The 26,795-nt window shown below is 28.6% G+C and carries 27 protein-coding genes and 9 tRNA genes; 6 read left to right on the forward strand and 30 right to left on the reverse strand.

What is annotated here, in order from left to right; all coding sequences use genetic code 11:
• Positions 1-118: 118 nt before the first annotated feature.
• Complete coding sequence (locus Q6H37_RS29215) at positions 119-1,144, reverse strand: M23 family metallopeptidase (RefSeq protein WP_318738581.1); 1,026 nt, start codon at positions 1,142-1,144, stop codon at positions 119-121.
• 161 nt (positions 1,145-1,305) lie between these two features.
• On the opposite strand from Q6H37_RS29215, the gene Q6H37_RS29220 reads away from it, so the two are divergent.
• Both Q6H37_RS29220 and Q6H37_RS29225 read left to right on the forward strand, forming a co-directional pair.
• Entirely contained in the window at positions 1,306-2,286 is a 981-nt protein-coding gene (locus Q6H37_RS29220) for a DnaD domain protein (RefSeq protein ID WP_318738582.1), read from the forward strand.
• Positions 2,286-3,269: an ATP-binding protein gene (locus Q6H37_RS29225; protein WP_318738583.1), complete on the forward strand. Its 984-nt coding sequence runs from the start codon at positions 2,286-2,288 to the stop codon at positions 3,267-3,269. The genes Q6H37_RS29220 and Q6H37_RS29225 overlap by 1 nt, the downstream gene beginning before the upstream one ends.
• 111 nt (positions 3,270-3,380) lie before the next feature.
• Here the strand turns inward: Q6H37_RS29225 and Q6H37_RS29230 are convergent.
• From Q6H37_RS29230 to Q6H37_RS29275, 10 genes are all read right to left on the reverse strand, one after another.
• Positions 3,381-3,456: transfer RNA gene (locus Q6H37_RS29230), tRNA-Thr, on the reverse strand.
• Between the two features lie 8 nt (positions 3,457-3,464).
• A tRNA-Asp gene (locus tag Q6H37_RS29235) sits at positions 3,465-3,541 on the reverse strand.
• Between the two features lie 5 nt (positions 3,542-3,546).
• Positions 3,547-3,622, reverse strand: a tRNA-Val gene (locus Q6H37_RS29240).
• 5 nt (positions 3,623-3,627) lie between these two features.
• Positions 3,628-3,702: transfer RNA gene (locus Q6H37_RS29245), tRNA-Glu, on the reverse strand.
• Between the two features lie 13 nt (positions 3,703-3,715).
• Positions 3,716-3,791, reverse strand: a tRNA-Thr gene (locus tag Q6H37_RS29250).
• Between the two features lie 7 nt (positions 3,792-3,798).
• Positions 3,799-3,875, reverse strand: a tRNA-Asp gene (locus Q6H37_RS29255).
• A 5-nt stretch (positions 3,876-3,880) separates the two neighbouring features.
• Positions 3,881-3,956 (reverse strand) — tRNA-Val (locus Q6H37_RS29260).
• A 5-nt stretch (positions 3,957-3,961) separates the two neighbouring features.
• Positions 3,962-4,036, reverse strand: a tRNA-Glu gene (locus Q6H37_RS29265).
• Positions 4,037-4,207: 171 nt separating this feature from the next.
• A complete protein-coding gene (locus Q6H37_RS29270) occupies positions 4,208-5,023 on the reverse strand; it encodes a pyruvate, water dikinase regulatory protein (RefSeq protein ID WP_318738584.1) in 816 nt (271 codons plus the stop codon).
• Positions 5,024-5,048: 25 nt separating this feature from the next.
• Positions 5,049-5,420, reverse strand: a complete 372-nt coding sequence (locus tag Q6H37_RS29275; protein WP_318738585.1) for a CoA-binding protein — start codon at positions 5,418-5,420, stop codon at positions 5,049-5,051.
• A 132-nt stretch (positions 5,421-5,552) separates the two neighbouring features.
• Between Q6H37_RS29275 and Q6H37_RS29280 the strand changes: the two genes are divergently transcribed.
• The gene (locus Q6H37_RS29280; protein ID WP_318738586.1) at positions 5,553-6,782 is read left to right on the forward strand and encodes an NAD(P)/FAD-dependent oxidoreductase; all 1,230 of its coding nucleotides are present in this window, start codon (positions 5,553-5,555) and stop codon (positions 6,780-6,782) included.
• Positions 6,783-6,794: 12 nt separating this feature from the next.
• Here Q6H37_RS29280 and Q6H37_RS29285 read toward each other — a convergent pair whose 3' ends face one another.
• The 6 genes from Q6H37_RS29285 to Q6H37_RS29310 all read right to left on the reverse strand — a co-directional run bounded on the left by Q6H37_RS29285 (position 6,795) and on the right by Q6H37_RS29310 (position 13,615).
• Complete coding sequence (locus tag Q6H37_RS29285; protein WP_318738587.1) at positions 6,795-7,547, reverse strand: acyl-[acyl-carrier-protein] thioesterase; 753 nt, start codon at positions 7,545-7,547, stop codon at positions 6,795-6,797.
• A gap of 209 nt (positions 7,548-7,756) precedes the next feature.
• A complete protein-coding gene (locus Q6H37_RS29290; protein WP_318738588.1) occupies positions 7,757-9,043 on the reverse strand; it encodes an adenylosuccinate synthase in 1,287 nt (428 codons plus the stop codon).
• Positions 9,044-9,336: 293 nt separating this feature from the next.
• Positions 9,337-9,546, reverse strand: coding sequence for a DUF3006 domain-containing protein (locus tag Q6H37_RS29295; RefSeq protein WP_318738589.1), 210 nt, complete (start codon positions 9,544-9,546; stop codon positions 9,337-9,339).
• Between the two features lie 41 nt (positions 9,547-9,587).
• Positions 9,588-11,222: an ATP-binding protein gene (locus tag Q6H37_RS29300; protein WP_318738590.1), complete on the reverse strand. Its 1,635-nt coding sequence runs from the start codon at positions 11,220-11,222 to the stop codon at positions 9,588-9,590.
• Positions 11,223-11,529: 307 nt separating this feature from the next.
• A complete protein-coding gene (locus tag Q6H37_RS29305) occupies positions 11,530-13,266 on the reverse strand; it encodes a phosphoenolpyruvate carboxykinase (protein ID WP_318738591.1) in 1,737 nt (578 codons plus the stop codon).
• Positions 13,267-13,539: 273 nt separating this feature from the next.
• A tRNA-Thr gene (locus Q6H37_RS29310) sits at positions 13,540-13,615 on the reverse strand.
• 403 nt (positions 13,616-14,018) lie between these two features.
• Here Q6H37_RS29310 and hsp18 point away from each other — a divergent pair.
• Entirely contained in the window at positions 14,019-14,471 is a 453-nt protein-coding gene (gene hsp18, locus Q6H37_RS29315; RefSeq protein ID WP_318738592.1) for a heat shock protein Hsp18, read from the forward strand.
• Positions 14,472-14,548: 77 nt separating this feature from the next.
• Here hsp18 and Q6H37_RS29320 read toward each other — a convergent pair whose 3' ends face one another.
• The 12 genes from Q6H37_RS29320 to Q6H37_RS29375 form a co-directional block, all read right to left on the reverse strand.
• Entirely contained in the window at positions 14,549-15,883 is a 1,335-nt protein-coding gene (locus Q6H37_RS29320) for a replicative DNA helicase (protein WP_318738593.1), read from the reverse strand.
• Between the two features lie 3 nt (positions 15,884-15,886).
• Positions 15,887-17,803, reverse strand: coding sequence for a Lon family ATP-dependent protease (gene lonC, locus Q6H37_RS29325; protein WP_318738594.1), 1,917 nt, complete (start codon positions 17,801-17,803; stop codon positions 15,887-15,889).
• A gap of 12 nt (positions 17,804-17,815) precedes the next feature.
• Entirely contained in the window at positions 17,816-18,259 is a 444-nt protein-coding gene (gene rplI, locus Q6H37_RS29330) for a 50S ribosomal protein L9 (protein WP_318738595.1), read from the reverse strand.
• Positions 18,259-20,244, reverse strand: a complete 1,986-nt coding sequence (locus Q6H37_RS29335; RefSeq protein ID WP_318738596.1) for a DHH family phosphoesterase — start codon at positions 20,242-20,244, stop codon at positions 18,259-18,261. Before Q6H37_RS29335 ends, rplI begins: the two co-directional genes overlap by 1 nt.
• A 15-nt stretch (positions 20,245-20,259) precedes the next feature.
• A complete protein-coding gene (locus Q6H37_RS29340) occupies positions 20,260-21,243 on the reverse strand; it encodes a YybS family protein (RefSeq protein ID WP_318738597.1) in 984 nt (327 codons plus the stop codon).
• A gap of 11 nt (positions 21,244-21,254) precedes the next feature.
• Positions 21,255-21,572 (reverse strand): MazG-like family protein, encoded by a 318-nt coding sequence (locus Q6H37_RS29345; RefSeq protein WP_007063411.1) that lies wholly within the window; start codon positions 21,570-21,572, stop codon positions 21,255-21,257.
• 329 nt (positions 21,573-21,901) lie between these two features.
• On the reverse strand, positions 21,902-22,159 hold the full coding sequence (gene rpsR / locus Q6H37_RS29350) for a 30S ribosomal protein S18 (protein WP_007063410.1): 258 nt from the start codon (positions 22,157-22,159) through the stop codon (positions 21,902-21,904).
• An 18-nt stretch (positions 22,160-22,177) separates the two neighbouring features.
• A complete protein-coding gene (locus Q6H37_RS29355) occupies positions 22,178-22,624 on the reverse strand; it encodes a single-stranded DNA-binding protein (RefSeq protein ID WP_007063409.1) in 447 nt (148 codons plus the stop codon).
• A gap of 11 nt (positions 22,625-22,635) precedes the next feature.
• Entirely contained in the window at positions 22,636-22,923 is a 288-nt protein-coding gene (gene rpsF, locus Q6H37_RS29360) for a 30S ribosomal protein S6 (RefSeq protein ID WP_007063408.1), read from the reverse strand.
• Positions 22,924-23,017: 94 nt separating this feature from the next.
• A complete protein-coding gene (locus Q6H37_RS29365; RefSeq protein ID WP_318738598.1) occupies positions 23,018-23,221 on the reverse strand; it encodes a DUF951 domain-containing protein in 204 nt (67 codons plus the stop codon).
• A 4-nt stretch (positions 23,222-23,225) separates the two neighbouring features.
• Positions 23,226-24,098, reverse strand: coding sequence for a mechanosensitive ion channel family protein (locus Q6H37_RS29370; RefSeq protein WP_318738599.1), 873 nt, complete (start codon positions 24,096-24,098; stop codon positions 23,226-23,228).
• 15 nt (positions 24,099-24,113) lie between these two features.
• Positions 24,114-24,365: a DUF3343 domain-containing protein gene (locus Q6H37_RS29375; protein WP_318738600.1), complete on the reverse strand. Its 252-nt coding sequence runs from the start codon at positions 24,363-24,365 to the stop codon at positions 24,114-24,116.
• A 369-nt stretch (positions 24,366-24,734) separates the two neighbouring features.
• On the opposite strand from Q6H37_RS29375, the gene ytvI reads away from it, so the two are divergent.
• The gene (gene ytvI / locus Q6H37_RS29380; protein WP_318738601.1) at positions 24,735-25,790 is read left to right on the forward strand and encodes a sporulation integral membrane protein YtvI; all 1,056 of its coding nucleotides are present in this window, start codon (positions 24,735-24,737) and stop codon (positions 25,788-25,790) included.
• A gap of 113 nt (positions 25,791-25,903) precedes the next feature.
• The gene (yyaC, locus tag Q6H37_RS29385) at positions 25,904-26,509 is read left to right on the forward strand and encodes a spore protease YyaC (RefSeq protein ID WP_318738602.1); all 606 of its coding nucleotides are present in this window, start codon (positions 25,904-25,906) and stop codon (positions 26,507-26,509) included.
• 23 nt (positions 26,510-26,532) lie between these two features.
• Here the strand turns inward: yyaC and Q6H37_RS29390 are convergent, their stop codons facing one another.
• Positions 26,533-26,787 carry a YkuS family protein gene (locus Q6H37_RS29390; RefSeq protein ID WP_318738603.1) on the reverse strand — a complete coding sequence of 85 codons (255 nt, stop codon included), beginning with the start codon at positions 26,785-26,787 and terminating at the stop codon, positions 26,533-26,535.
• Positions 26,788-26,795 lie beyond the last annotated feature (8 nt).

Here is a 26,795-nt window from a genome sequence, read left to right on the forward strand (position 1 = left end):
CAATTTAACTGTCAACGTTTTTTACATAAAATTAACTTTATGGAATTTATTTCAACATGAAAAAATTAAAATAAGCATATCATCTACAATATGCTTATTTTGTTTAAAAATTAACTGTTTACTGCAAGTATTTTAATGGATTCTCAGGTTTTCCATTTACCCTAACTTCAAAATGTACATGAGGTCCTGTACTCCTTCCCGTACTTCCAACTTCTCCTATCTTTTCTCCACGCTTTACATATTCCCCTACATTAGAACATATTTTACTGCAATGAGCATAAACAGTTTGCATGCCATTACCATGATCTATTTTTATTACATTACCATATCCATCTTCCCATTCTGTACAAAAAACTTTGCCGTCCATAGCGGCATAAATAGGTGCTCCCATAGATGCACCTATATCTATCCCCTCATGCACAGTTCCCCATCTTGCACCAAAAGGTGATGTTATAGTACCTTGAGAGGGTATACCCATAAGACTAGCTTTACTAGAAACACCTCTTGAAAGAGTTGAATTACTTTCATCACTTTCTAATGAACTTTGTTCTATATTGTTTGAAAATTTTATAATTGGATTTTTAGAATTAGTCTCTATTTTTTTAATAGTTTGTTCTACAGTATTTACTCTTCCTATTTCTATACTTTCATTTATATATGTTATATGATTTACAAGTTTTAGGTCATCTTTTTCTTCTTTATATGAATTCTTTATTTCATCTAATGTCTTCCTAATCTCTGCTTCATTAGCAAGCACAGCAACTTCTTTTCCATCAGATTTCATTAAAACTGCATTTACCTTTGTATTGCTATTTTCCAAAATAAGCTTCTTAATATCTGCAGAGCTCTGTAGACTCTTAATATTATCAAAATGTTTTTTTATAAATTTTATATCATCTTTAAAATTCACCTTTCCAAATCTCTTTTCTAGGTCCTTTTTTACATTACCTTCCATGCTGTAAAACTCTTCTTTATCTGTAACATAACCTACCACCTTACCATTAATATGTATTTCATAACAATTAGGCTTATTATTATATGAATATCTGATTACCACTGCTGAAGTAATAATAATTATTAGTAAGCTTAAATATATTTTACTTCTAGTACTTGAATGCAAAGTTATCATTCCTTTCTTAGACATTATATTTTTACCCTTACCTATTTATTGTTCCTAAAATTGTAAAAAATATTACCTAATTTAAAAAAGTTTTTTCATTGTTATACAAATTTTATTTTGTTATAATTATTTATTAGAAGAACTTTTTTAAAATTAAACCATATTGAAGGTAGGTTATAGCAAATATGAGTACTTTTGTATTTAAAAGTAAGAACTCTAATTACACTCCTGTAAGTAATATTTTTATAGATAAATTTATGCCAAAGGCCCGAGGAGAATTTGTAAAAGTATATCTTCTAGGGCTAAAGTATTGCGTATCTGGTGAATTAGGGGTTAGTTCACAAATAATGGCAGGTGCTTTGCATCTCCTTGAAACAGATGTATTAAATGCATGGAACTATTGGAATGATGAAAATGTAATTAGGATGGTCCCTATAGACAACATGGGCAATTACAATATTGAATTTATTAATTTATCTGATTCTCCTGAGGAAAATCCAGAAAACATAAATTTACTGGAGGAATTAAATAAAAATTCCACAAAGGATATGCTTCAAGATATAGAAAAACTCCTTGGAAGACCTCTATCCTCAAAGGAAATGACCATGTACATAGGATGGCTAAAAGATTTTAATTTTTCTCCTGAAATTATACTTTTACTTATTCAATATTGTGCATCAAAGGGAAAAACAGATTGTAGATATATTGAAAAAATTGCTCTAGCTTGGTTTGATTCAAAAATTAAAAACATAGATGACGCCCAAGCCTTTATAAAAAAGCATGAAGACAAGTGGATTAATATAAGAAAAATATTGAACTACTTAGGGATAAAGGATGCAGAAATTATGAAGCCACAAGAAGATATGTTAAACAAGTGGATTAGCACTTATAAGTTTCCTATTGATGTTATATATAAAGCCTGTGAAATATGCTTTCAGCGTATAAATAAGACAGACTTTAAATATATTGATGGTATACTTACAAGTTGGAACAAAGATAATATTAAAACTGTAGATGATGTAAACAAAAAAAACACTAAAAGAATTTACCATAAAAATAATCCAACTTATAAAAATAATTCTTCTAATAGTACATTTAATAATTTCGAACAAAGGAACTATGATTTTGAGGATTTAGAAAAAAAACTGCTAGGATGGGATAAATAATGGTTAAAGGATATCAAAGCAACATAATTAAGGTATATGAAAATATACGTAAATTTGAAGAAAAATCTCTCAATAAAAGAAGAGAAGAAATTCAAAATAAAATTCCTCAAATTATAGATATAGAGCGTGAAATAGGAAAACTATGTGTTAGGCTTTCAATAACTATACTTAACAATTCAGAAAATAAAGAGAATGAATTAAAGCAATTAAAAGAAAAAATTACTGATCTTAGGATAAAAAAATCTGAAATGTTAGTAAGTAATAACTATCCTTTAGACTACTTAGACATGCATTACATGTGCAATAAATGTAAGGATACTGGATTTATTGGAACTGAAAAATGCAGCTGCTATAAGCACAAACTTGTAGAACTGTACTATGAAAACTCTGAATTAAAAACTATACTTGAAAAAAATAATTTTAGCAATTTTAATTTTGAACTTTATTCACCTCATAAAAGTGATGATGTACGTAAAAGCCCTAGAAAAAACCTTGAAGATATAGTTTCAAAATCCTGGAGTTTCATAGAAAGCTTTTCTTCTGCCAATGAAAATTTGCTGTTTTTGGGTAACTCGGGCACTGGAAAGAGTTTCTTATCCTATTGTATTGCTAAAGAACTTTTAGATAGAGGCCATTTAGTAGTATATAGAACTGCTGAAACATTAATTCATGACTTAAAGCAGATTAGGTTTAACAATTCTGATGAACTTGAAGATTTGCTTATAAATTGTGATCTTCTTATAATTGATGATTTAGGTTCTGAACAAATTACTGATTTTTCTAAAACAGAGTTATTTAATCTTCTAAATATAAAATTGCTTAAAAATCGCAAAATGCTAATTTCCACAAACTGTGGTTTAGAAGAACTATTAAAAAATTATTCAGAAAGAATTTCGTCAAGACTTTTAGGAGAATTCACACTATGCAAATTTTATGGTGATGATATAAGAATAGGTCAAAATATTAAAAATAGAAAATATTAATTTTAAAATATCTTTTGCTTTAATGGCAAAAGATATTTTTTATTATTGCTTTAATATATTAAAGTTATTATAACAAAAAAAACATTGAATATCATACGACATTCAATGTTTTGGTGCTGGCAGAAGGCTTCGAACCCTCGACCTACTGATTACAAGTCAGTTGCTCTACCAACTGAGCTATGCCAGCAAACTATATGGCGACCTAGAAGGGACTCGAACCCTCGACCTTCGGCGTGACAGGCCGACACTCTAACCAACTGAGCCACTAGGCCATATATGGTGGGCACAACAGGGCTCGAACCTGTGACCCTCTGCTTGTAAGGCAGATGCTCTCCCAGCTGAGCTATGCGCCCATATATGGTGACCCCTACGGGATTCGAACCCATGTTACCACCGTGAAAGGGTGGTGTCTTAACCGCTTGACCAAGGGGCCTTATTAAATTTTTTGGTGCTGGCAGAAGGCTTCGAACCCTCGACCTACTGATTACAAGTCAGTTGCTCTACCAACTGAGCTATGCCAGCGAATATATGGCGACCTAGAAGGGACTCGAACCCTCGACCTTCGGCGTGACAGGCCGACACTCTAACCAACTGAGCCACTAGGCCATATATGGTGGGCACAACAGGGCTCGAACCTGTGACCCTCTGCTTGTAAGGCAGATGCTCTCCCAGCTGAGCTATGCGCCCATATATGGTGACCCCTAGGAGACTCGAACTCCTGTTACCACCGTGAAAGGGTGGTGTCTTAACCGCTTGACCAAGGGGCCTTATTCATATTTTTATCAGTCATTCGCTATTACTTAGCGACCCGACATAGACTATAATACAAGATTTTCACGAAAGTGTCAACATATTTTTTAAAACTTTTTTTATTTTTTTTATATTTTTGTTAAAATCCCTTATATATCAACACTTTAAGTCATTTTAATTTTTTAATACTAATAATCTTTTGAACCAATATGTCCTATATGCTCCATAATTATAAGTGCAGTATCTTCTATTGCTCTCTTTGTAACATCTATTATTTTACAATTAAATCTACTCATAAGTTTATCTGCAAATTCTAATTCTTGAAGCACTCTTTCTGCATTAGCATACTGTATTTCCCTTGAAGCTGAAGAAAACTTATCTAATCTATGTTTTCGAATTTCAATAAGCTGCATAGGATCTATAGTAAGACCTATTATTTTCCTTCTATCTACTTCGAATAATTCTTCTGGTATAGGTACTTCTGGCATCAATGGAACATTTAAAGCCTTTATTCCTTTATTAGCTAAATACATACATAAAGGAGTTTTTGAAGTTCTAGAAAGCCCTATTAAAATTACATCAGCATGTTTTATACCTGCATTATCTTTACTATCGTCATATTGCATGGCAAATTCCATAGCCCTTATTTTTTTATAATACTCAGAATCCATTTCCCAAATAGCTCCAGGTCTATAATTAGGTATTTTGTTTAATATCATTGATGCCATACTTATACAAGGGCCCAATACATTGGTTATATGTATACCTTCTTCTATACACCTTTGTACAAGAAACTCCCTAACATCTACTAAAACTATAGTAGATATTATCATAATATTTTTTTTGTCTTCTAAATTATTTATAAACTCATTTACATGCTCAAAGCTTTTTATATAAGGTACCCTTTTAACCTTTACATCTTCAGAAAATAAACTTGAAGTTGCTTTTGCAACTTGCTCAGCTGTCTCTCCTATAGAATCAGACACCGCATATATTGTCAACATAAATTAATTTTCCCCCTTTTAACACTTATAAATTTCCAAGTTCCACAAGTGCACATCCCTCTATAGCTATAATACCTTTATTTTTACATAAACTCAATATGTCAGTACTACCAGCTCCAGGTTGTATTAATATTTTTTTAATATTTAAACTTTCTGCATCTTGTACTATTCTTAATCCAGCTACAGGATTTATACATAAATCTATTACATCTATGTCAAAAGGTACTTCGCCAAGAGACTTGTAAACCTTACCTGTAGTATCCCTAGGATTAACACCTTCCACATTAAACCCCGCATTCTTTAATTGATTCAATATTTTAAAGGCATACTTCTCCTCCTTTAACACATCACCTACTACCACCCAATTTTTATAATTTAATAATTCATGAGCTATCATAATTTTTTTCTCCTTTCATCAATTTATAATAATATTATATACAAAATAATCTTAAATATAAAAAATTCTATTTTAAAATATTATATTTAAGGTAAAATAGTATATAGTATCTTTTAAGGGGAGTTGTTAAAATTGTTTCATGAAATACTAGTAATTGGCGGTGGGGCTTCTGGGATTATGGCTTCTATTGCCTTAAAAGACATGGGAAAAGACATAGGACTAATAGAAGGTTCTAATAGAATAGGTTCTAAAATATTAACTACGGGAAATGGCAGATGTAATATAGCTAACAAAAACATTAATTATTCAAGGTACCATAGTAAAAATCCGGAATTTTACAACCATGTTTTAAATAAATTCACAGTAGATGATACCATAAATTTCTTTTACTCCTTAGGTCTTCCACTTACTGAATTAGATGATGGTAAACTTTATCCATTGTCTCTTCAAGCATCTTCAGTTCTTGATATATTGCGAATGGCATTAGACGATCGTAGTGTTCCTATTTATCTAAATCAAAAAGTAAATACCATAAAAAAGTTGTCCTCAGGTTTTAAAGTACTTTTACAATCTGGTGACACTTATGAATGTAAAAAACTTATTTTATGTTGTGGTGGAAAATCTGCCCCTAATACGGGTTCTGATGGCTCTGGCTTTGAATTAGCCCAAAGATTGCACCATAACATAATTACTCCTGTTCCATCGCTTGTACAGCTTAAATTAAAGTATAATCACCTAAAAGCTTTATCAGGAGTAAAATTTAATAGTTTTGCGGAAATATATGTAGATGACGCTCCTAAGAGAAAAGAATTTGGAGAAATATTATTTACCGACTACGGAATATCTGGTCCCCCTATTCTTCAAATAAGTGGTATTGCTTCACGTGCACTAGCTAAAGGGAAAGAAGTAAGGCTTACTATAGATATGATGCCAAACTTGAATAAAGAAGCCTTAATAGAATTTTTAGAAAACCATTGGGCATTATTTAGCTACAGAAGTATATTAGATTCGTTTATAGGCCTAATAAACAAAAAAATTATTCCTACTCTTTTGAAAGAAGCATCCATAACTAATATACATAAACCTTGCTGCGAACTTACATGGAAAGAGAAAGACAAAATATTTTTTCTTCTGAAAAATTGGGACTTTGTGGTATATGATACCAATTCATTTAAAAACTCTCAGGTAACCTCTGGAGGCATAAATACAGAAGAAGTAAATTCAAAAACTTTAGAATCTAAAATAGTTAGCAACTTATTTTTTGCTGGTGAAATACTAGATGTTGATGGAGATTGTGGCGGTTTTAATCTTCAATGGTGTTGGAGTTCAGGTTTTATAGCTGCTAAAAGTGCTGCTGAGTAAAAAATCAGCAGCTTATTTTTCATTTTCCCAAAGTGTTTCTATTAAAGCTAATTCCTTATCTTCTTCATCTACTATTCTATGCAAGCATACAAAACCTTCTTCTTTTTTATCTATTTGGGTTAATACTTTTATCATATCACCATAAGTTGTTTCTTTTTCATAAGCTATGATTACATCCACAATGTAACAGTTAGTAACTATATCTAAAGGTACTGTTTCAACTGCCCAATCTACATACTTTACATTGTTTACATGCCTATTTGTATCTATATCACTATATCTTACACTAAATATTTTTTCGTTATCTACCCTTTCTTGTTTTCGAATTTTCTTTACAGTTAAAGGTTTATTATCCTCTTTAGTAAGTCCAAAAGCCTCATACATATCCTCTGTTACTGTCATAGCCTTTCTTCTTTCTGTATTTATTAAAAACCATATAGAATTAGCATCAGCTATAACATTTCCCCTTGAATCAAATACTTGAAAACTTCTATAGGCATAAAACTTTCTAAAAGATTCAGGAATAGTTTTAACTTTTACTTTTTCCCTGTATAAAGGATACCTATAAATATGTATATTCCATTTATACAGTACCCAAGCAACCTTTTTACTCTTCATGTAATCTAAACCTATACCAATATCTTCAGATTGCATAGTACAAACATCTTCTAAATAGTTCATAAGACTTGTTAATAATAATTTCTTATTACAATCTATTTCGTAATATTGAATTTCATATTGTTTTTCTGTCTCTACTTTTTTCATTTCACATTCCTCCTTTGAGTTGCAACATGGAATAGTCAATCCTACCAGCTTCTCCTAGTAACCTACTTATTAAAGATCATTTACCATTTAACCTTTCTTTACAATAAGCTGCATTTTAATCTAATAACATTATATCGTAAATTATAAAAAAACCCTATGCAAAGCATAAGGTTTTTCATAATGTTCATTATTTACTTAATTTTTACTAATTATATATCTGTTACATTTATAGTCTGATCTCTTCTTGGTCCTACTGAAACTATAGATATTTTTGTTCCTGTAAATTCCTCTATTTTTTTGAGGTATTTTTTTGCATTTTCAGGAATCTCATTGTAACTTCTTGCATTTTCTATACCTTTATCCCAACCATCAAATTCCTCATATACAGGTTCACATCTAGCTAAATCCTCTAAACTTGCTGGGAAATAATCTATAACTTTTCCATCAAGCTTGTAGCCTACACACATTTTAACTTTTTCAAGGCCAGCTATAGTGTCTATTTTAGTTACAGCAAAGCTTGTAAGACCTGAAACTCTAGCACTAGTTTTAAGTATTACAAGATCAAGCCATCCACATCTTCTAGCTCTTCCTGTAGTTACACCATATTCATGACCGTTCTCTCTTATCCAATCTCCAGTTTCATCAAATAACTCTGTTGGAAATGGACCTTTACCAACTCTTGTTGTATAAGCTTTAGCTATACCTACTGCACTATTTATTAAAGTAGGTCCAATACCAGCTCCAATACATACTCCTCCAGCAATTGTATTTGATGATGTAACATATGGATATGTTCCATAGTCTATATCAAGTAATGTACCTTGAGCCCCTTCAAATAATACCTTTTTTCCAGCTTTAATATTATCATATACTATTACTGATGTGTCCTTTACAAAAGCTCTCATCTTTTCAGCATATCCTAAATATTCAGCACATATATCATCAAAACTTAATGCTTCTCCATTAAAAACCTTTGTTATTATATCATTTTTCATTTCAACATTTTCTTTTAATTTTTCTATAAAGACTTCCTTATGCATAAGGTCACTTACCCTTATTCCACTTCTCTCCATTTTATCTGTGTAACAAGGACCTATTCCTTTTCCTGTAGTTCCAATATCCTTTTTACCTCTGCACTTTTCCTTTATTCCATCTAAAACTCTATGATATGGCATTATAAGTTGTGTTCTGTCACTTATTATTAAGTTTTCTGGAGTGACATTAACCCCAACACCTTTCAAATAATCTATTTCTTCAAATAATGCTTTAGGATCAAGTACAACACCATTTCCTATTACATTTAATTTATCCTTATAAAGTATACCTGAAGGTATTAAATGAAGTTTATATTGTTTATCACCAACCTCTACAGTATGACCTGCATTGTTTCCTCCTTGAAATCTTACTACCACATTTGCATCTTCAGCAAGGTAATCTGTCATCTTACCTTTTCCTTCGTCTCCCCATTGAGCTCCTAAAACAATAAATGCTGACATAAAAGTTTCCTCCTCTTTTAATTAAGCTAAACATTATTTAACTAATACTCAGCTTTACTATATAAATGTATTTATGACAATTAAAAATAAGATTACTGATTTTCTAAGGCTAATCCTACTATCTTATGGTATCAAAAGTATAAGTTTCAGTCAACAACAAATACGAATATTTTAACTTTAAAACTTAATAAAATTCGTTCTAACTTTTCTAATTTATCAATTATATTCTTCCAAAACATATTTAACTTTACATTATAAAAAAATTAGAAGGGAATGAAATCCCTTCTAATTTTCTACTTCCATAAATCTTCTGTCAAGCTTTCTATGTTACTTTTTCTTTTTTCTGTTTCAACATAATTTACTGTTATTACATCTTCTATATTTATTACATATCCTTCTTCAGCTTCTTTAGGAATTTTGTTTTTCTCTATATTTATCATTTTCATATTTTCTAGCTCTACTACTGCAAATTCCCCTTCAAATCTGTCAATAATTCCTGTCATATAAAACACCTCATTTTTAATAATATTGTTATCTTTAAGCACTATAATAGATATAAAAATAATGCTTCCCTATCTATATTATTTTGCCTATTTACAATATTTAAATCACTTTCATCTTTTTTAACTATTTTATACACGGTTTGCAGCAATTCTTCTACATTAAAAGGTTTTGATATATATTCATCCATACCTAACCCTAAAAAGTGTTCTTTATCTCCTTTTAGTGCATAAGCTGTAAGAGCTATAATTGGTATATGTTTATCATTACCTTCCTCAGATTTTCTTATAAATTTAGTTGCCTGAACACCATCCATTATAGGCATCTGTATATCCATAAGAATTAAATCATACTGTTTTGTTTTTAATACATTTAATGCTTCTTGTCCATTATTTGTAATATCACATATATGCCCATATTTTTTAAATAAATTATACATTACAATTTGACTAGCTTTATCATCCTCTACAATTAAAATATTTAACTTTTTATTTATTCTTTTAACTTTATCTTTTCTATCATCTATATTTATAATTGTAGACTTTCCACACTTTTGTAAAAATAAATTAAATGAAAATAAAGTTCCAACATCTTTTCTACTTTTTACTTCTATTTTTCCATTCATTAATTCTACTAGCCCTTTGCATATACAAAGTCCCAATCCTGTACCAGTAGGTTTTTTAGTATAAGTTTTATTTTCTATTTGGCTGAAGCTTGTAAACAATTTACCAATATCTTTTTTGTCTATACCTATTCCTGTGTCTTTTACATGAAACTTAAGATTTACTTTTTTATCAATAGTTTCTCCCTTTTGAATTATAAGTGACACTGTTCCATACTTAGTAAACTTTATCGCATTATCTATGAGATTATCTAGTATTTGTTTTAATTTTATAGGATCACCTATTAATATTTCTGGAATTGCATCATCTATTTTAGATTTGAATTCTAATTTGTTATCTAAAGCCTTCATAGTGCTTATTCTTACAATTTCATTATATAATTCCTTAAAATTAAATTCTACACTTTCAACTTTCATCTTTCCTGAATTTATCTTAGAAAAATCCAATATACTATTTACTATATCTAAAAGCTTTAATGCACTAGATTTTACTAACTTTAAATTTTCCTTTTGTTCTAATGTTAAATCTGTCATTATAGTTAAATCCGTCATACCTATTATTCCATTAATAGAAGTTCTAATTTCATGACTTATATTTGCCAAAAATATTCCTTCGTTTATGCTATTACTTTCTATAATCTTTTTTTCATCCTTCAGCTTATTTATACTTAAGTTGTAACTGGTAACATCTTGTATAAATATAATCTTTTTAGCTATTTCAATATCTTTTATATAATTAACTGTAACCTCTAAATATTTAGTATAATCTTCTGTTATAATCTCATATTCACATTTTTTTTCTACATCGTTTTCATCTGATTTTAATAAGTTTTGGTTGACTTTATCCATTATCCTTTGTAAATGATATTCTAAATCTAGATCATGAAATATATTTAGTGCTTTACTATTTAGTTCGATAATTTTATCATTTTCATCTAATAATATTACACCGCAGGGAAGACTTTCATATATTTTCATATACATACTCTGACTAAAATTATAATTTGTCTTTGAATCCAAAACTATTACATCCCCCTTTTTTGGTTCATTTAACAATTTAATTACCTCCTTATAATTTATCCAATATAAAGTACTTCCTCAATTTTTGAAGCTTAACCTGAATGACTTTATTTATAATATTACTTCAAAATATATGTATTTAATATTTTGAAATTAAAATTTGAAATTAAAATAATGTGATAGCAAACTAAAAATGATTTACTTTTAACTAGTTTTTACAATATTGATTTGTTTTTTTGAACTGATAAGCTATTAACCCTATTGTTTTTAATTATAATACAGTTAGAAAAAAATTCAACACATTTTCATATATTAATGTGCTGAATTTACATATGTTTAACCTTTATAAACTTTTAATTTGCTCTAATAATTTAACAGCAGCCTTTTTAGGCCCTTCTTTTTCTTTACCATTTACACCCAAACACGTTCTTAATTGACCAACTTTTATTCCTGTTTGAAAAAATTTATTAAAGTATTCATAAATAAGTTTATCTGTATCTTCTACTTTTTGTGCTGGTCCAAATGGATTTGCAAAATAAGTCTCTACAAGCCCTCTCTCTGTGGTAGTTCCCTTTGCCATTCTTCTTCCTGATCTAAATACATCTATGGCTGTATCAATATTTGTAAAAAACTCCAACTCTTCGCCTTCTTCATAATTATTAGCATAAAGTAGTAAGTCTATAGGGTATCCTTTTGTAATTTCATTGTAACTTGCCACAGGAATAACAAGTCTTGCATTTATCTTATCTGGATTCATAAATATACTTCTATCAATTTCTTTAAATGCATATCCTGCATCTAAATCATCTAATCTTACAAATGCACCTATCTCCGTGCCAAATCCTAAAGGTTTCTCATTTTCATTTAATTTAATTACACCCATATCATCGAAAATTATGGTCATATCACTTATATAGTTATCACTTAGTTCTCTAAACGCCTCTAAACTTTCTGATTTTCCAGCTCCACTATCTCCCATTATGACAACATTAGCTTCTTTATTGTTTTTAGTTATTATATTAACCATAGCTCCATGTATTGGCAAATACCCTCTTTTTATCATTATTAAATTATGAAGAGTTAATGTCATTTTTTTCATATACCCGAAATAATCTATGCTTTCCATATAATTTATATATCCAAGCATTATGTCATTTTCTTTATCATCATAAAATATTGTTTGCATATCTTCATTATTATCTCTAACACCAAATACATATACTATATCAGGCTTTTTCCCTCTATACTCATCTTCTTTAGCTAATTCAAAAAGATTACAAAGTGTTACTCCATGAGCCATAAAGTCTCTATGAAAATATATATATGCTAACAACTCTCCTACTTTTGCAGGATAACAAAACCAATGATCTACATTTATAGAACAATTTTTTAATGGATTTTCATAACACTCTGTAAACATACCATCTCTCTTATTCTTTTTAGGATATGTTATAAATGGAGGATCAACTATTATAGATTCTATAAACGGTATTTTATTTAAGCATTCATAACCACTTGGATAAGGCCATTTTATATCATTTAAAATAAGTCCAGCATTTCCACCAGCCGGAAGTTGTCTATACACCTTAGGCTTTTCTCCTATAACATTTTCTTCTACTTTTCTATAAGTATTTAAAATAAGCTTTGAAAACTCATTATTTGCATCTATAAAACTTACACTTTGAAGACCTTCACCTACTTTGTTATTTTGAACTATAGTATATCTTTCTATTTTTCTCCAGAAACCATATAGTCCTTCTATAAAAGATATAAACTTATCTTTATCTCCTAAAAATTTATCATACTTCTCACTAAACTTTTTTATCTCCTCAGCATCTAAAACCATAAGTAGCTTTAATACATTTGTAATATCTTTGGATATTTCTTTTACATCATTACTATTTATAGAACTTTTAATATATTTATATATATTACTTTCCTTACTTTTTATTTTGGACATATAGGATTCTAAAACAGTTTTAAACCCCTTGCTTCCCAATAATTTTTCTGCAGTGTTACAATATTTTGCTGTAAAATTAACCATAGCTTTGCCATTACTTAAAGAAAATTCTTTTTGCATAAAAACACATCCCCTTATTTTGAAATTCACCTTTGCACTTTCCTTCATTATTAAGTGATATTTATAATTATATCACATATTTATGAAATTTTTATACACATGTGCTTTCATTTTGCATCAAGTAATCCTTTTTACATGATTAAATATAAAAGCCCCTAACTTATATTATTCACAGCTAGGGACTTTTATTGTTATAAAAAATATTAACTTATATATAACTTTATACTACTTAATCTTCTTTTATGCGTTTATTAGATATTATTCTTAATTTGTTGGTGCTCCTAACAGGATTCGAACCTGCGGCCTACTGATTACGAATCAGTTGCTCTACCAGCTGAGCCATAGGAGCATCTTTATTTATTGCACATTTATAATTTTAATACACTTTGTAAATATAATCAACTATTCTCATAATTAATTTAATTTTACAATATATCCCGAATGGCAAAAATACTATAACCTTTTATAAATCAATCTTATTTACTTTATAGTATTTAAATATAATATTAAAGGTCAAAAATCATAAAATTTTTTTGACCTTTAATAAAATTTCATCATATTTTTTAATATTATGTTATTTTTAACTTATAATTACTACTTAAACAATTTAAATTAATATTCATTACAATATCTATCAAAACCGTTTAAATACTAACCTTTCTTACTTTGACTTTCTTTGACCTTTGTATTATTATATAAGCATAAACACAATATATAAATAAAAATAATAACAAATTAAGGAGGTTTTTATTATGTTTGATATGATTCCTTTTAGAAGAAACAATTCCATAAATAAAAGAGGTGACGATATTTTCGATAGCTTTTTAAACAATTTCTTTGGCGATGATATGTTCTATCCATCAAATATTTCTACATTCGGAAATGGCTTCAAAGTAGATTTAAAAGAAGATGAAAATAACTACATGATAGAAGCTGACTTACCTGGTATAAAAAAAGAAAATATAGATATTAATCTTAACAACAACTATTTAACTATATCAGCAAAACGCCAAGACGATGTAGAAGATAAAAATGGAAATTATGTAAGACGCGAAAGAAGATATGGAGAATTTAAGAGAAGCTTTTATATAGATAATGTAGATGAAACCACTATTGATGCATCTTTTAGTGATGGTGTATTAAAAGTTATTCTTCCAAAAAAAGAAAAAACTAAAGAATCTCAAAGAAGAATAGATATTCATTAAAATTTTTACAGTATAAAAATTCAATGCTGTATTTAAATTTAAAAAATGAGGCTCGCTGTAAAAAGCTAGCCTCATTTTTATTGTTGGTGTATAACATCCAAATTACCAAACTTACTGAATTGTCCAAGCCAGGCAAGTTTAACAGTACCTGTAGGACCATTTCTTTGCTTTGCAATGATACATTCACCCACATTTTTCTCTTCTGTTTCTTTATTGTAATATTCATCTCTATATAAAAACATAACCACGTCAGCATCTTGTTCTATAGAACCTGACTCTCTAAGGTCTGATAACATAGGTCTATGATCTGTTCTTGCTTCTGGTGCACGAGATAACTGCGATAGTGCAACAACTGGACATTGCATTTCCTTTGCCAGTGCTTTAATAGATCTAGATATCTCTGATACTTCCTGCTGCCTACTTTCTGATCCTTTACTTCCTGACATTAACTGAAGGTAGTCAACCATTATTATATCTATTCCATGCTCTATCTTCAATCTCCTGCACTTAGATCGCATTTCCATTACTGAAATACCTGCAGTATCATCTATATATATTTTAGCTCCACCAAGTGGTCCTGATGCTCTAGCAATATTTTCCCAGTCCTTGTCATCCAAGTTACCTGTTCTTAACTTAAGCATATCTACATGAGCTTCAGAACATAAAAGCTTATATGCTAACTGTTCCTTAGACATTTCTAAAGAAAATATAGCTACACTTTTTCCTTCTCTTAAAGCCGCATTTTCTGCTATATTTAAAGCAAATGTAGTTTTTCCCATAGATGGTCTTGCTGCAATTAGCACCATATCACCTTTTTGAAATCCTGATGTTTTAGCATCAAGTTCTCTAAATCCTGAAGGTACTCCTGTGGTTTGACCTTTATTATTAAAAAGCCTTTCTATTTCTATAAATCCTCTTTCCAAAACAGTACTCATTGGTTCAAAATCAGAAGTATTAGTATTGTTAGAAATATCAAATATTTGTTTTTCTGCTAAATCAATAACCCCTAATACATCATCTTGGCTATTATAGCTTTCTTCTATTACTTTTGTAGAGGATCTAATAAGTTTTCTTAATACTGATTTATCTTTTACTATTTTTATATAGGATTGTATATTTGCTGTAGAAACTACTGAACCGCTTAATTCACTTATATAAGTTATTCCTCCTGCAGCATCTAGTTTATCATTAGATTTTAAATTTTCTGTAAGAGTTATTATATCAACAGCTACATCTTTTTGATTCAAATCTAATATAGCATTAAATATAACTTTATGTGCATCCTTATAAAAGTCCTCAGTTTTTAAAACTTCCATAGCCTCAGCTATGGAAGTTTTATCTACAAGCATTGAACCTATTACACTTTGCTCTGCCTCTATATTATGAGGCATACTTCTAAGAGGTGCATCCATTCGTTATCTCTCCTTAGAATTACTTTCAAAAACTATTTTCATTAATTCTTCTATATTTTTTACTGCCTTTATTTCTATATCTTCAAGCTCTGTTGGCGCTTCTTTTATATTATCTTCAGGCATAATTACAAGCTTTATACCTTTTCTTCTTGCACCATAAATTTTTTCGAATATACCCCCAACAGGCTTTACTTTACCTCTTAAAGATATTTCTCCAGTTATAGCTACATCTTGCCTTAATGGCTTATTTAAAAGTGCACTTATAATACATATTGTAATAGCTGCTCCAGCAGAAGGTCCATCTATTTTACCTCCTCCTATAACATTTACATGTATATCATAGTCACTTAAATCCTTATCTGCTATTTTTCTTATTACAGAGGCTGCATTAAATACAGAATCTTTTGCCATACTTCCAGCAGTATCATTAAATCTTACTGAACCTTTGCCTTTTTCTTTTGCTTCAAAAACAGCTGTTTCTATCTCCAATGTAGATCCAATATATCCACTAACACCTAACCCGTATATATGTCCAATTTCATATTTTACTTCATTTTTAACATCCTCAAAAGGTACCAATCTACTTATGCTTATAATCTCATTTAAATCCTCATTTGTTATTAAAACTTTTGAATTCAAATCAGTTCCTTTTTGATTGTATAAAACATATCCATATGCATCTGCAAGTATATTAACAGCTTTTCTGCCTTCTATTGTATATCTACTTATAGTTTCTGCTACGCCTTCTTCTAAATTAATATCAATTTTGCTTGCTGCATTTTCAACTATTTTCTTTATATCACTTGAGCTTAAAGGTTCAAAATAAACTTCTGTACATCTTGATCTCAACGCTGGATTTATTTCATTAGGCTCCCTAGTTGTAGCTCCTATTAATATAAAATCTGCTGGTGCTCCATTTTCAAAAAGATATTTTATATATTTAGGAGTACTTTCATCATCTGGATCATAATATGAAGATGAAAATTCTACTCTTTTATCCTCTAATACTTTTAATAATTTATTTTGGAGCATTTCATCTAATTCTCCAATTTCATCAATAAAAAGTATTCCTCCATGAGCTTCTGTAACAAGTCCAGGTTTTGGTTCTGGAGTACCAGTTTCTGCTAAGTCCCTTTTTGTACCTTGGTATATGGGATCATGCACTGAACCTAATAATGGATTTGTTATTTCCCTTGGATCCCATCTTAAAGTAGTACCATCAACTTCCACAAACTTAGCACTTTCTTCAAAAGGAGTATACTGCAATTTTTTAACTTCTTCTAATGCTAATCTTGCAGCCGTAGTTTTTCCAACCCCTGGTGGACCATATAGTATAATATGCTGTGGATATGGTGATGCTAACTTTGATAATATAGATTTTATAGCTCTTTCCTGTCCTACAATCTCAGAAAAGCATCCTGGTCTTAAAATGCTCTGAATATTTTTACTTAACTTATTAGAATCTAAAACTTCAAGTTGAGCATATTTTTTAAGTGTCTTCGCATTTTCTGGTCCTTTTTGCTTTTTTATAATTCCTAATCTTACTTCATCTAAATACTTATCTTGCTTTTCTATAAGATTTTTTTCTACTTCTTGCTCTATTTTGCTTTTTACATATTTTGTTGCCAAAGCTTCTGAAATCCAAACATTTGTATCTTCTAAAACCTTACATGCATTTGATTCAGTAGGCACAGTTTGTAATCCCTTACCATCACTTACTATCATGTTTAAAGCGTACAACCTCTTTAGCATGTCTTTACTTTTTACATAGCTTTGTAATTTATATTTTACTGTCCTGGATCTTATAGTACCTTCATCCAATACCTTATTTAATATCTCATACAATACATTTATTTGGGTTTCAATTGATATATTGTCAATAAATTCATCTTCTATATCATTCACAAATTGTGATTTCACAGGTTCTCCCCCTTATTTTTCTGCTATAATAACTTTTATTTTAGTTGAAATTTCAGGATATAGTTTTACCTCTACATCGTAAGTTCCAACTTGTTTTATGTTATCTACTACGATTTTTTTCTTATCAACTTTTAAATTATATTTTTTATTTAATTCATCAGCTATATCCTTTCCTGTTATTGATCCAAATAACTTTCCATTTTCACCTGTTTTAACTGAAAGATTTATTTCCTTTCCTTTTAAGCTTTCAGCTATCTTTTGAGCTGCTTCTATTTCTGCAAGTTTTTGTCTTCTTTCAGCTTCCTTTTTGTTATTTAATATATGAACATTAGTACCTGTTGCTTCTTCTGCAAGTCCTTTTGGTAGTAAATAATTTCTTGCATATCCATCAGAAGCATTTACTATATCTCCCTTCTTTCCTACTGATTTTACGTCTTTTAAAAGTATAACCTTCATTATTCTTCACCTTCCATAATGTATTTGCCAATGGCATCTTTAAGTTTTTTTAAAGCTTCATCTAATGTGACTTGCTTAATTTTTGCCCCTGCCATAGTCATATGTCCTCCTCCACCTAAAGATTCAAGTATAACTTGCACATTGACTTCTCCTAAAGATCTTCCGCTAATACATACATTATCTTTTATTTTAACAAAAACAAAAGATGCTTTGATACCTGTAATATTTAGCAATTCATCAGCAGCCTGTGCAGCTAATACAATATCTTCTATTTCATTGGGGCATACAGCTATTGCTATATTATTAAATATTTCAGCTGACTTTATAATTTCAGCTCTTTTTAAATAGGTGTCTAAATCATCTGAAAAAAATTTTTTTACATCTACAGTATCTGCTCCCAATCTTCTTAAAAAAGAGGCAGCTTCAAAAGTTCTTACACCAGTTTTAAAACAAAAATTCTTAGTATCAACACAAATTCCTGCTAAAAGAGCTTCTGCTTCTATTACTTTTATTTTTGGTTTTTCAACCATATACTGAAGCATTTCTGTAACTAATTCAGATGTAGATGATGCATATGGTTCTATATAGCTTAAAAGTGTTCCTTCTACAAAATCTGTAGATTTTCTATGATGATCTATTATAACTATTTTTTCAAAAGCATCTACTACTTTTATGTCTTGAACATACCCTTTGCTATGAACATCTACAAGGATAAGTAAACTATTATATTTCGCATTATCGATACATTCTTTGCTATTTATAAATACATTTTCATAATCTTCTTCATTTTTAATTTTTTCTAAAATTAAATTTATACTGCTATTAGTTTCTTCTAATACTATGTGACAATCCTTTTTTAAAAATTTTATTGTACTATATATTCCAACAGCAGCTCCAAGACAATCTATATCTGGATTTATATGTCCCATTATAAAAACATCACTACTAGCATTTATTAATTCTACAAGAGCATGTGCTATGACTCTTGCTCTTACCTTAGTTCTTTTCTCTACTTCTTTTGTTTTTCCTCCATAAAAGGATAACTTTTCTCCATTTTTAACTACAGTTTGATCTCCACCTCTTCCAAGTGCTAGTTCCTTAGCAGATGCTGCAAAATTTTCATTTTGCAGTGGAGTCTCTCCACCACGTCCTACTCCTATACTTAAAGTAACAGCTAGTTTATTGCCCATATTTATTTCTCTTATATTATCTAATATTTCAAACTTTTTTTCCATCTCTTTTTCAACATAATTATCTTGAACACATAATACATATTTATTATCATCATATTTTCTCATCATTGCATTTAAACTTTGAGCATAACAATTTATTGTTCTTTCTATTTCTGCAACTATTAATGGTCTTTGGCCTTCCTCAATGGTTTTAATTACATCATGAAAATTATCTACTTCCATAAGCATTATAGTATATTTATTTAGCTCTAAGTTCTTAACAATTTTCAACATTTGTGTAACATCATAAAGGTACAAAAGTATTATTCTATCTTCTAAGTTATCAGATATATCAACTACATTACTATATATATCATAATAATTTTCTTTTAGTTTAACATTCTTCATTATATTTTTTTTACCATCTAAGATTTGCCTTAAATTAATTTCTTTAATTACACCATTAATATTTTTACCTAATATATCTTCATTTTTAATTATATAAGAATATTTTTGATTATACCAAAGAATTTCTCCTTTTTTATCTATCATAATTAATGGAAAAGGCATTTTTACTAAAGTATTTCTAGTTGCATTATCCAACTGAGATGAAAAATTCTCTATAAATTTCTTCCATTCTGTTTGCCTAACTTTTGTATTTTTCATATTATATACTACAAGAATCATATATAAACTTATAAATACTACTCCTATATAAAAATGCCTATAAACTATAATTACTGAAATAAGAATAGCTATTATGATCATATATACTTTGTTACTGGTTATAAAATAATTATATTTTTTATCCATTTAATAAGCCCCCATTTATTTTTCTTTAGGCCTTCTTCTATTTGGGTCAAGTTTTCTAAAATCCAATAATATATCTATAAGTCCTAAATAAATGAAAACTACAAGGAGCGGAGACAAAATAGTAAATATTAATATTAAATTTGAAATTAATTTTGACATATTAAATTTATTTCTTAAATAATATAAAACAAAGGCTGCTCCATTTAGTAAAAGGATAATTTGAAGAATACCATAGCCAGCTGTTGTTATAGAACTACCTATAGACATGTTATTTTTAGTAAGCAATACTCCTATTAAAATGAAAATAGCTACTATTGCTGCCATTTTGCTATTAATATAAAAATTAGTAAAAGGTTTTACTTCCACTATATCATATTTTAATTTTTTTAGTATCACTCTAGTTACATAATAATTTAAACATGCTGACATGAATCCAGACAAAATTATAATTAATAGAAAGTTTTTTGTTAAATTATCTGGCTTAGCAAATTCATATATACTATCTAATACAGCTGATTGTTCTTTAGTTAATCCCATACCAGCATTCATTTGCTTTGCCATACTTACAGATTGTTGTAATTGATTTGACAGAAAATCTATAATTCCCTGTTGTCCTGCTAAGTGTACTAATATAACAAAACTTACTGTAATTCCTATAGCAGACATTATAGTTAACATAATTAAGGTTAAACTGTTACTTTTTTTATGTTTTATACAATATCCTAAAGTTACTCCAACAGTACCAAGTATAATTAAGCATTGAAATGCTTGTATCGGATCACTTAACATAGCTACTATAATTGAACTAACTACTACTGCAGCTAATGTAACTTTCAAATTATGTCTTATATAAAGTATTATTACAGGAATTGGTAAGATTAATTTACCAACAACCGCCAACACAGGTACATATAAGTTAGCAAGCATAATTACTACAATTAGAGTTGATATTAACCCTGCTTCAACTACTGACTTTGTGCTATAACTTCTATTTTGCATCTTTTCCTCCATTATTCTCTTTCCTTTAAATGATTATACAGCTTAGTTAAATCCTTACCTTCTTTCTCTATTTTATCCTCTTCTATTATTCCTACTTTTAACTTTTTTCTCATGTTTTCATCTACAGCTGTATGTGAATATCCAAGTCGTTCAGATAGTAAGTATAATACTATTATTGCCCCTGAAATACAATCTAATATCGCATTTTGAGCTATATTACTACCTTTAGTAAGTATTTTAAACAAGTCACCAATTGTACATAAAAGATCTGCTTTCAATTCTTCTATTACTTTCACATTATACATTATATTAAAATCTTCTTTTCTCATTTACCCCCATCCCCCTCAAAGCTATACTTCTATTTTAGTTATTTTTATGCATTTATGCAATAAATCTATGCTTATTAAAGTTTTAGCTAATACATAATAGCATTATACATAAATTGAAACATGATTTTTATATTTTAAATTCTATTAATGACACTTGTCAACATTATCTACTGAACAAACGTTTTCATAAAAATATTTCTATTGTATACTTTTACCACAATCATATTCTAAAGTATAAGTTTTATAAATAGCATTGTCAATTTATAATATTATATAAATAAACAAAAAATAAAAAGTGAAGAATAAAAAAATCCTTCACCTTAAATCAACTATTCTGTTGTAAATGGTAGTAATGCTATATTTCTTGCTCTCTTTATAGCATCTGTAAGTTGTCTTTGATGTTTTGCACAGTTTCCAGAAATTCTTCTTGGAAGAATTTTACCTCTTTCTGTAACATACTTTCTCAACTTATTTATATCTTTGTAATCTATTGATTCAGCTTTATCCATACAAAAACTGCAAATTTTTCTTTTAGCTCTTCTCATTTTGCCAGAATTTCTTCTGCCGCCATCTCTATTATTTTGCATCCTTATCCCTCCTTACCTTTAAAATGGGATATCTCCATCATCTACTGGCGTGATATCCTCTCCATAGGCTTTTTCATTAAAGCCTTGAGTATTTCCAAATTCTTCAGATGAAGCTTCGTTAAATGATGGTGCTGCTGATCTATTTCCACTTCCCCATTCAAGGAATTGTACTTCATCTGCAACAACTTCAGTAACATATCTTCTAGTACCGTCTTTAGCATCATATGTTCTAGTTTGAATTCTACCACAAACTCCCATAAGCTTACCTTTGCTCATATAATTTGCTGTAGATTCAGCTTGTTTTCCCCATACTACTATAGGGATAAAATCAGCTTCTTTTTGACCATCTCTAGAAAATTTTCTATCAACGGCTAAAGTAAAGGTGGCAACAGCTGTACCATTTCCTGGAGTAAATTTTAACTCAGGATCTTTGGTTAATCTTCCAATTAAAACAACCTTGTTCATAAAAACACCACCTATTTTTCATCTTTAACTATTATATGTCTTATAACAGTATCTGTAATTCTGAATACTCTGTCTAACTCTTTTGGTAATTCAGGACCAGCGCTGAAATTTATTAGAGTATAAGTACCTTCGCCAATCTTGTTTATTTCATAAGCAAGTTTTCTCTTGCCCCAAGCATCAACGTTATCTACTACGCCTCCACCATTTTCTATTACGCCCTTGAACTTTTCAACGTTAGCTTTAACAGCTTCTTCGTCTAATGATGGGTGTAATATGAATATAGTTTCATATTTTCTCATTAGATTTCACCTCCTCCCCTTGGACTAACGGCTGTGCTTTACACAGCAGGGATCACAATTAAATATTTTATCACTTATTCTTATAAAAATCAAGCTATTTCTCTTCTGGAACATTCTGTTTTATTATCTTTTTTACATCTTTTTCAAATTTACTTCTAGGTATCATAACTATTCTGCTGCAGTTACAGCACTTTACCTTTATATCAGCTCCAAGTCTTATTATCTCCCAAGCGTTTCCTCCACATGGATGTCCTTTTTTCATTTCTACTATATCACCGAGATAAAAGTTTTTTATCATATTATCACTCCTTAACTACCTTTACTTTTGCATAAGGTATTTTTATATTAGCACTATTTAAAACATCTCTTATTTCCTTTCGAAGTTTCATTTCTGCATCCCATTGAGTCATAGGTTTGGATTTGCCAGCAACTCTTATAGTAATTCTATCTTCTTTTAATGCAGATATACCCAATACTTTTGGTCCTTCCGTAACACATTCATTTTCTGCTTTAAACCTATCACATAAATCTGATATTATCCTTATTGCTCTATCTAAATCTTCATCATGAGATACATCTACATCTACCATAATTCTTATGTTACCTCTTGAATGATTTGTTACTTTGGTTATAAGTCCATTTGGTATTATATGTAGATCTCCATTGAAATCTCTTATTTTTGTAACTCTGAGCTCCATGCTTTCTACTATTCCGCCTTTATCATCTACATTAATATAATCTCCAACAGTAAACTGATCCTCAAATAATATGAAAAAACCATTAATAACGTCCTTTATAAGACTTTGAGCACCAAAACCTAAAGCTACTCCTCCTATTCCTGCAAAGGTTAATCCAATCTTATTAAATAAAACTTCTATTATGCCAAAAACGCCAAAAAAATATACTGAATATCTAAGTATACTTTTTAAAACAGCACCTACTGTTTTAGCTTTTTTATCATCTAAAGAAAATTTAAAATTTTTTTGTTTGGAAACATATCTATTTATAATTCCATTTCCTATTTTAATAATTAAGTACATAAATACTAAAATAACTATTACTTTAACCATATTTAATCCAAAATTATAAATGCTCTGTTTATTTAAATCTCCAACTCTTATCCCATATTTATCCAAACTAAAATTTAAAGTAAAAAAATAAAATAAATTTTTCATTATTATCACCTGTATTTATATAGTGTAAGTCTTATATCCAGTTCCACTTTTTTCATAAACATTCTTTATAACTAGTTCACCTTTTTCTACTAGGCTTTTTACTTGTTCTATAAATTCAGTTTCAATCTTTATGCTTATTCCACAACTTTTGGTGATTACTGTTGGTGTTGGCATTATTTCTACCTTGATATTATTATTTTTTAAAATACTTTCACCACTTATAGCACCATGTGTATTTTGAAAAGTTATAACGTAGTAAATATCCATAAATTCCAATTCATTATTAAAATGAATTTTCCCCCTTTCAAATTAAAGTTTTTATTCTATATACAATTAATTTGGTTTATAATTGTATATAGTGGAATATTATACATTAATATCCTAACTTTCTAACCTTATAGCAAATAGGATATGATTTATATAACATTATATTCTATTATAACAGAAATAATATTTCATAGCGTTACTTATATATGTGAGTTTATAAAAATTTCATTTAGAGTAATCTATATTAGGTACTGTTTGTAAATATTGTTTAAATAATGCTTCTAAAATTTATTATTGAATATTTAGAAGCACATTAAAAAAAAATATATATCATCATATATTTATTTTTAAAAAGGTGGAGTGAGTTAAATGGAAGATTTACTAAACAAAATTGATAAAATTATAATTTTTTTTATAATATATACTATAATTTTTTTAACATTCTTTAGCACTATAAATTATACTCTACCATTCGTACTAGCTTTACTATTTGCATTAATTTTAAAAAAACCAACTAAATATATTATGCAAACATTTAAGATTAGAAGCTCAATAGCATCTTTAATAACCACAATAATATTTTTTACTTTTTTAGTTTTAATTTTGTCTTTTGGAATAGGTATGTTTGCATCAGAAGCTATTCAATTGGGTAAAAATATTCAATCATATATTTCAAAGAATTCATCTAATGTATATGATTCTTTTGAACAGCTCCAAAAATACTATAAAAACCTTGATCCTAATATAATTAATGGTGTAGATAAAAATTTTTCTAGTCTTGTTACTAAACTTTCCAATATAACTGTATTTATTACTGGCAAAATTGTATCTACTTTATTAGGATTTTTAGCATCAATTCCATATATAATTATGGTTATACTTTTTACTTTACTTGCTACATACTTTTTCACTAAAGATATTGTAGATGTTAAAGATAAGTTCTTAAACATTATTCCAGAAAATAAAACAGATAAAATATTTTATATTTATTTAGAAACAAAAAAAATGCTTGTTAACTATATGATATCCTATATGCTTATTATAGGCATAACTTTTTTAGAAACTATTATAGTATTTTTATTTTTTAAAGTAAAATATGCAATTGTTCTAAGTGTATTATGCGCTTTTGTAGATATTTTACCTATTCTAGGTATAGGAACTATATATATTCCTCTTGCTATTATATATATTTTTTTATTTAAAAACTATATAACTGCATTTGGAATTATCATTTCTTATATTTTAGTATCAATAATAAGACAAATAATTGAGCCAAAAATTGTATCATCTTCATTGGGAATCAATCCGGTAGCAGTTTTAGCAGCTTTATTTATAGGTCTTAAATTAAACGGAATTTCTGGTATAATTTTTTGCATATTCCTTGTAGTTTTTTATAATATATTTAAAAAAATTAACATAGTTTAAAATGAGAATTCCTAATATTCATTTATTAGGAATTTTTTATGTGTAAAAAACAAAAATTTACGTATAAATAACCTTCATATGGTTAAAATTCATAATAACAGGAGGTTTTTTATATGGTAAATAAATTAGTATTAGATTCCTCATCACCAAATTCTGTTTTTCAATTAAGAGATGTTTTAAGTAAAGAAATTTATCCTATAGCCAAATTAGGTAGGCCTATAATTATCCTATGTATAGGTACTGATAGATCTACTGGTGATAGTTTAGGCCCTTTAGTAGGAGACAAATTAAAGTTTTTAATTCGAGATAAGGTATTTTTATATGGAAATCTTGAAAATCCTGTTCATGCGAAAAACCTTTCTAATATTATAAAAGAAGTTAATAACAAATTTGAAAATCCTTTTATAATAGCTATTGATGCATGTTTAGGTAGTATTCAGAACGTTGGAAATATAGTATTAGAATCAAAGCCATTAAAGCCTGGCTCCGCTATGAATAAAGATTTGCCTCAAGTTGGCGATTTAAGTATAACAGGTATAGTAAACATATCTGGTGCTATGGAATTTATGGTTTTACAAAATACAAGACTATTTACAGTAATGCAAATTGTAGAAGTTATATATAAAGGATTATACCATTCAATATTAAAAACTATTGGTGGTAAAAAATCCACTAAAATTTTTGATAATAAGTTTACGGAAAATGCTAATGCACAATAAAGAATATAAATTTTGAAGGCATCTTAAAACAATCTGTTATATGACCTATTATTTAGTATGCACTCTATTTCTTCTATACTTTTACTACCAGAATCTATTATTAACATGCCTTCTTCTTTTACACTATTATATATATTAGAATTTACTAATCCACCATTTTTTAAATTACATATTATAACATCACATTCTTTATTTTTTATTTCATCTATAACATTATATCCTCTTTTTCTTAATTGCTGCTTTATATATGTAAGTTCTTCTGGAACAAAAATTTTCATAAAAAAGC

Origin of the sequence: Clostridium sp. JS66 (assembly GCF_033561535.1) — a bacterium.
Lineage (GTDB): Bacteria > Bacillota > Clostridia > Clostridiales > Clostridiaceae > Clostridium_AM > Clostridium_AM carboxidivorans.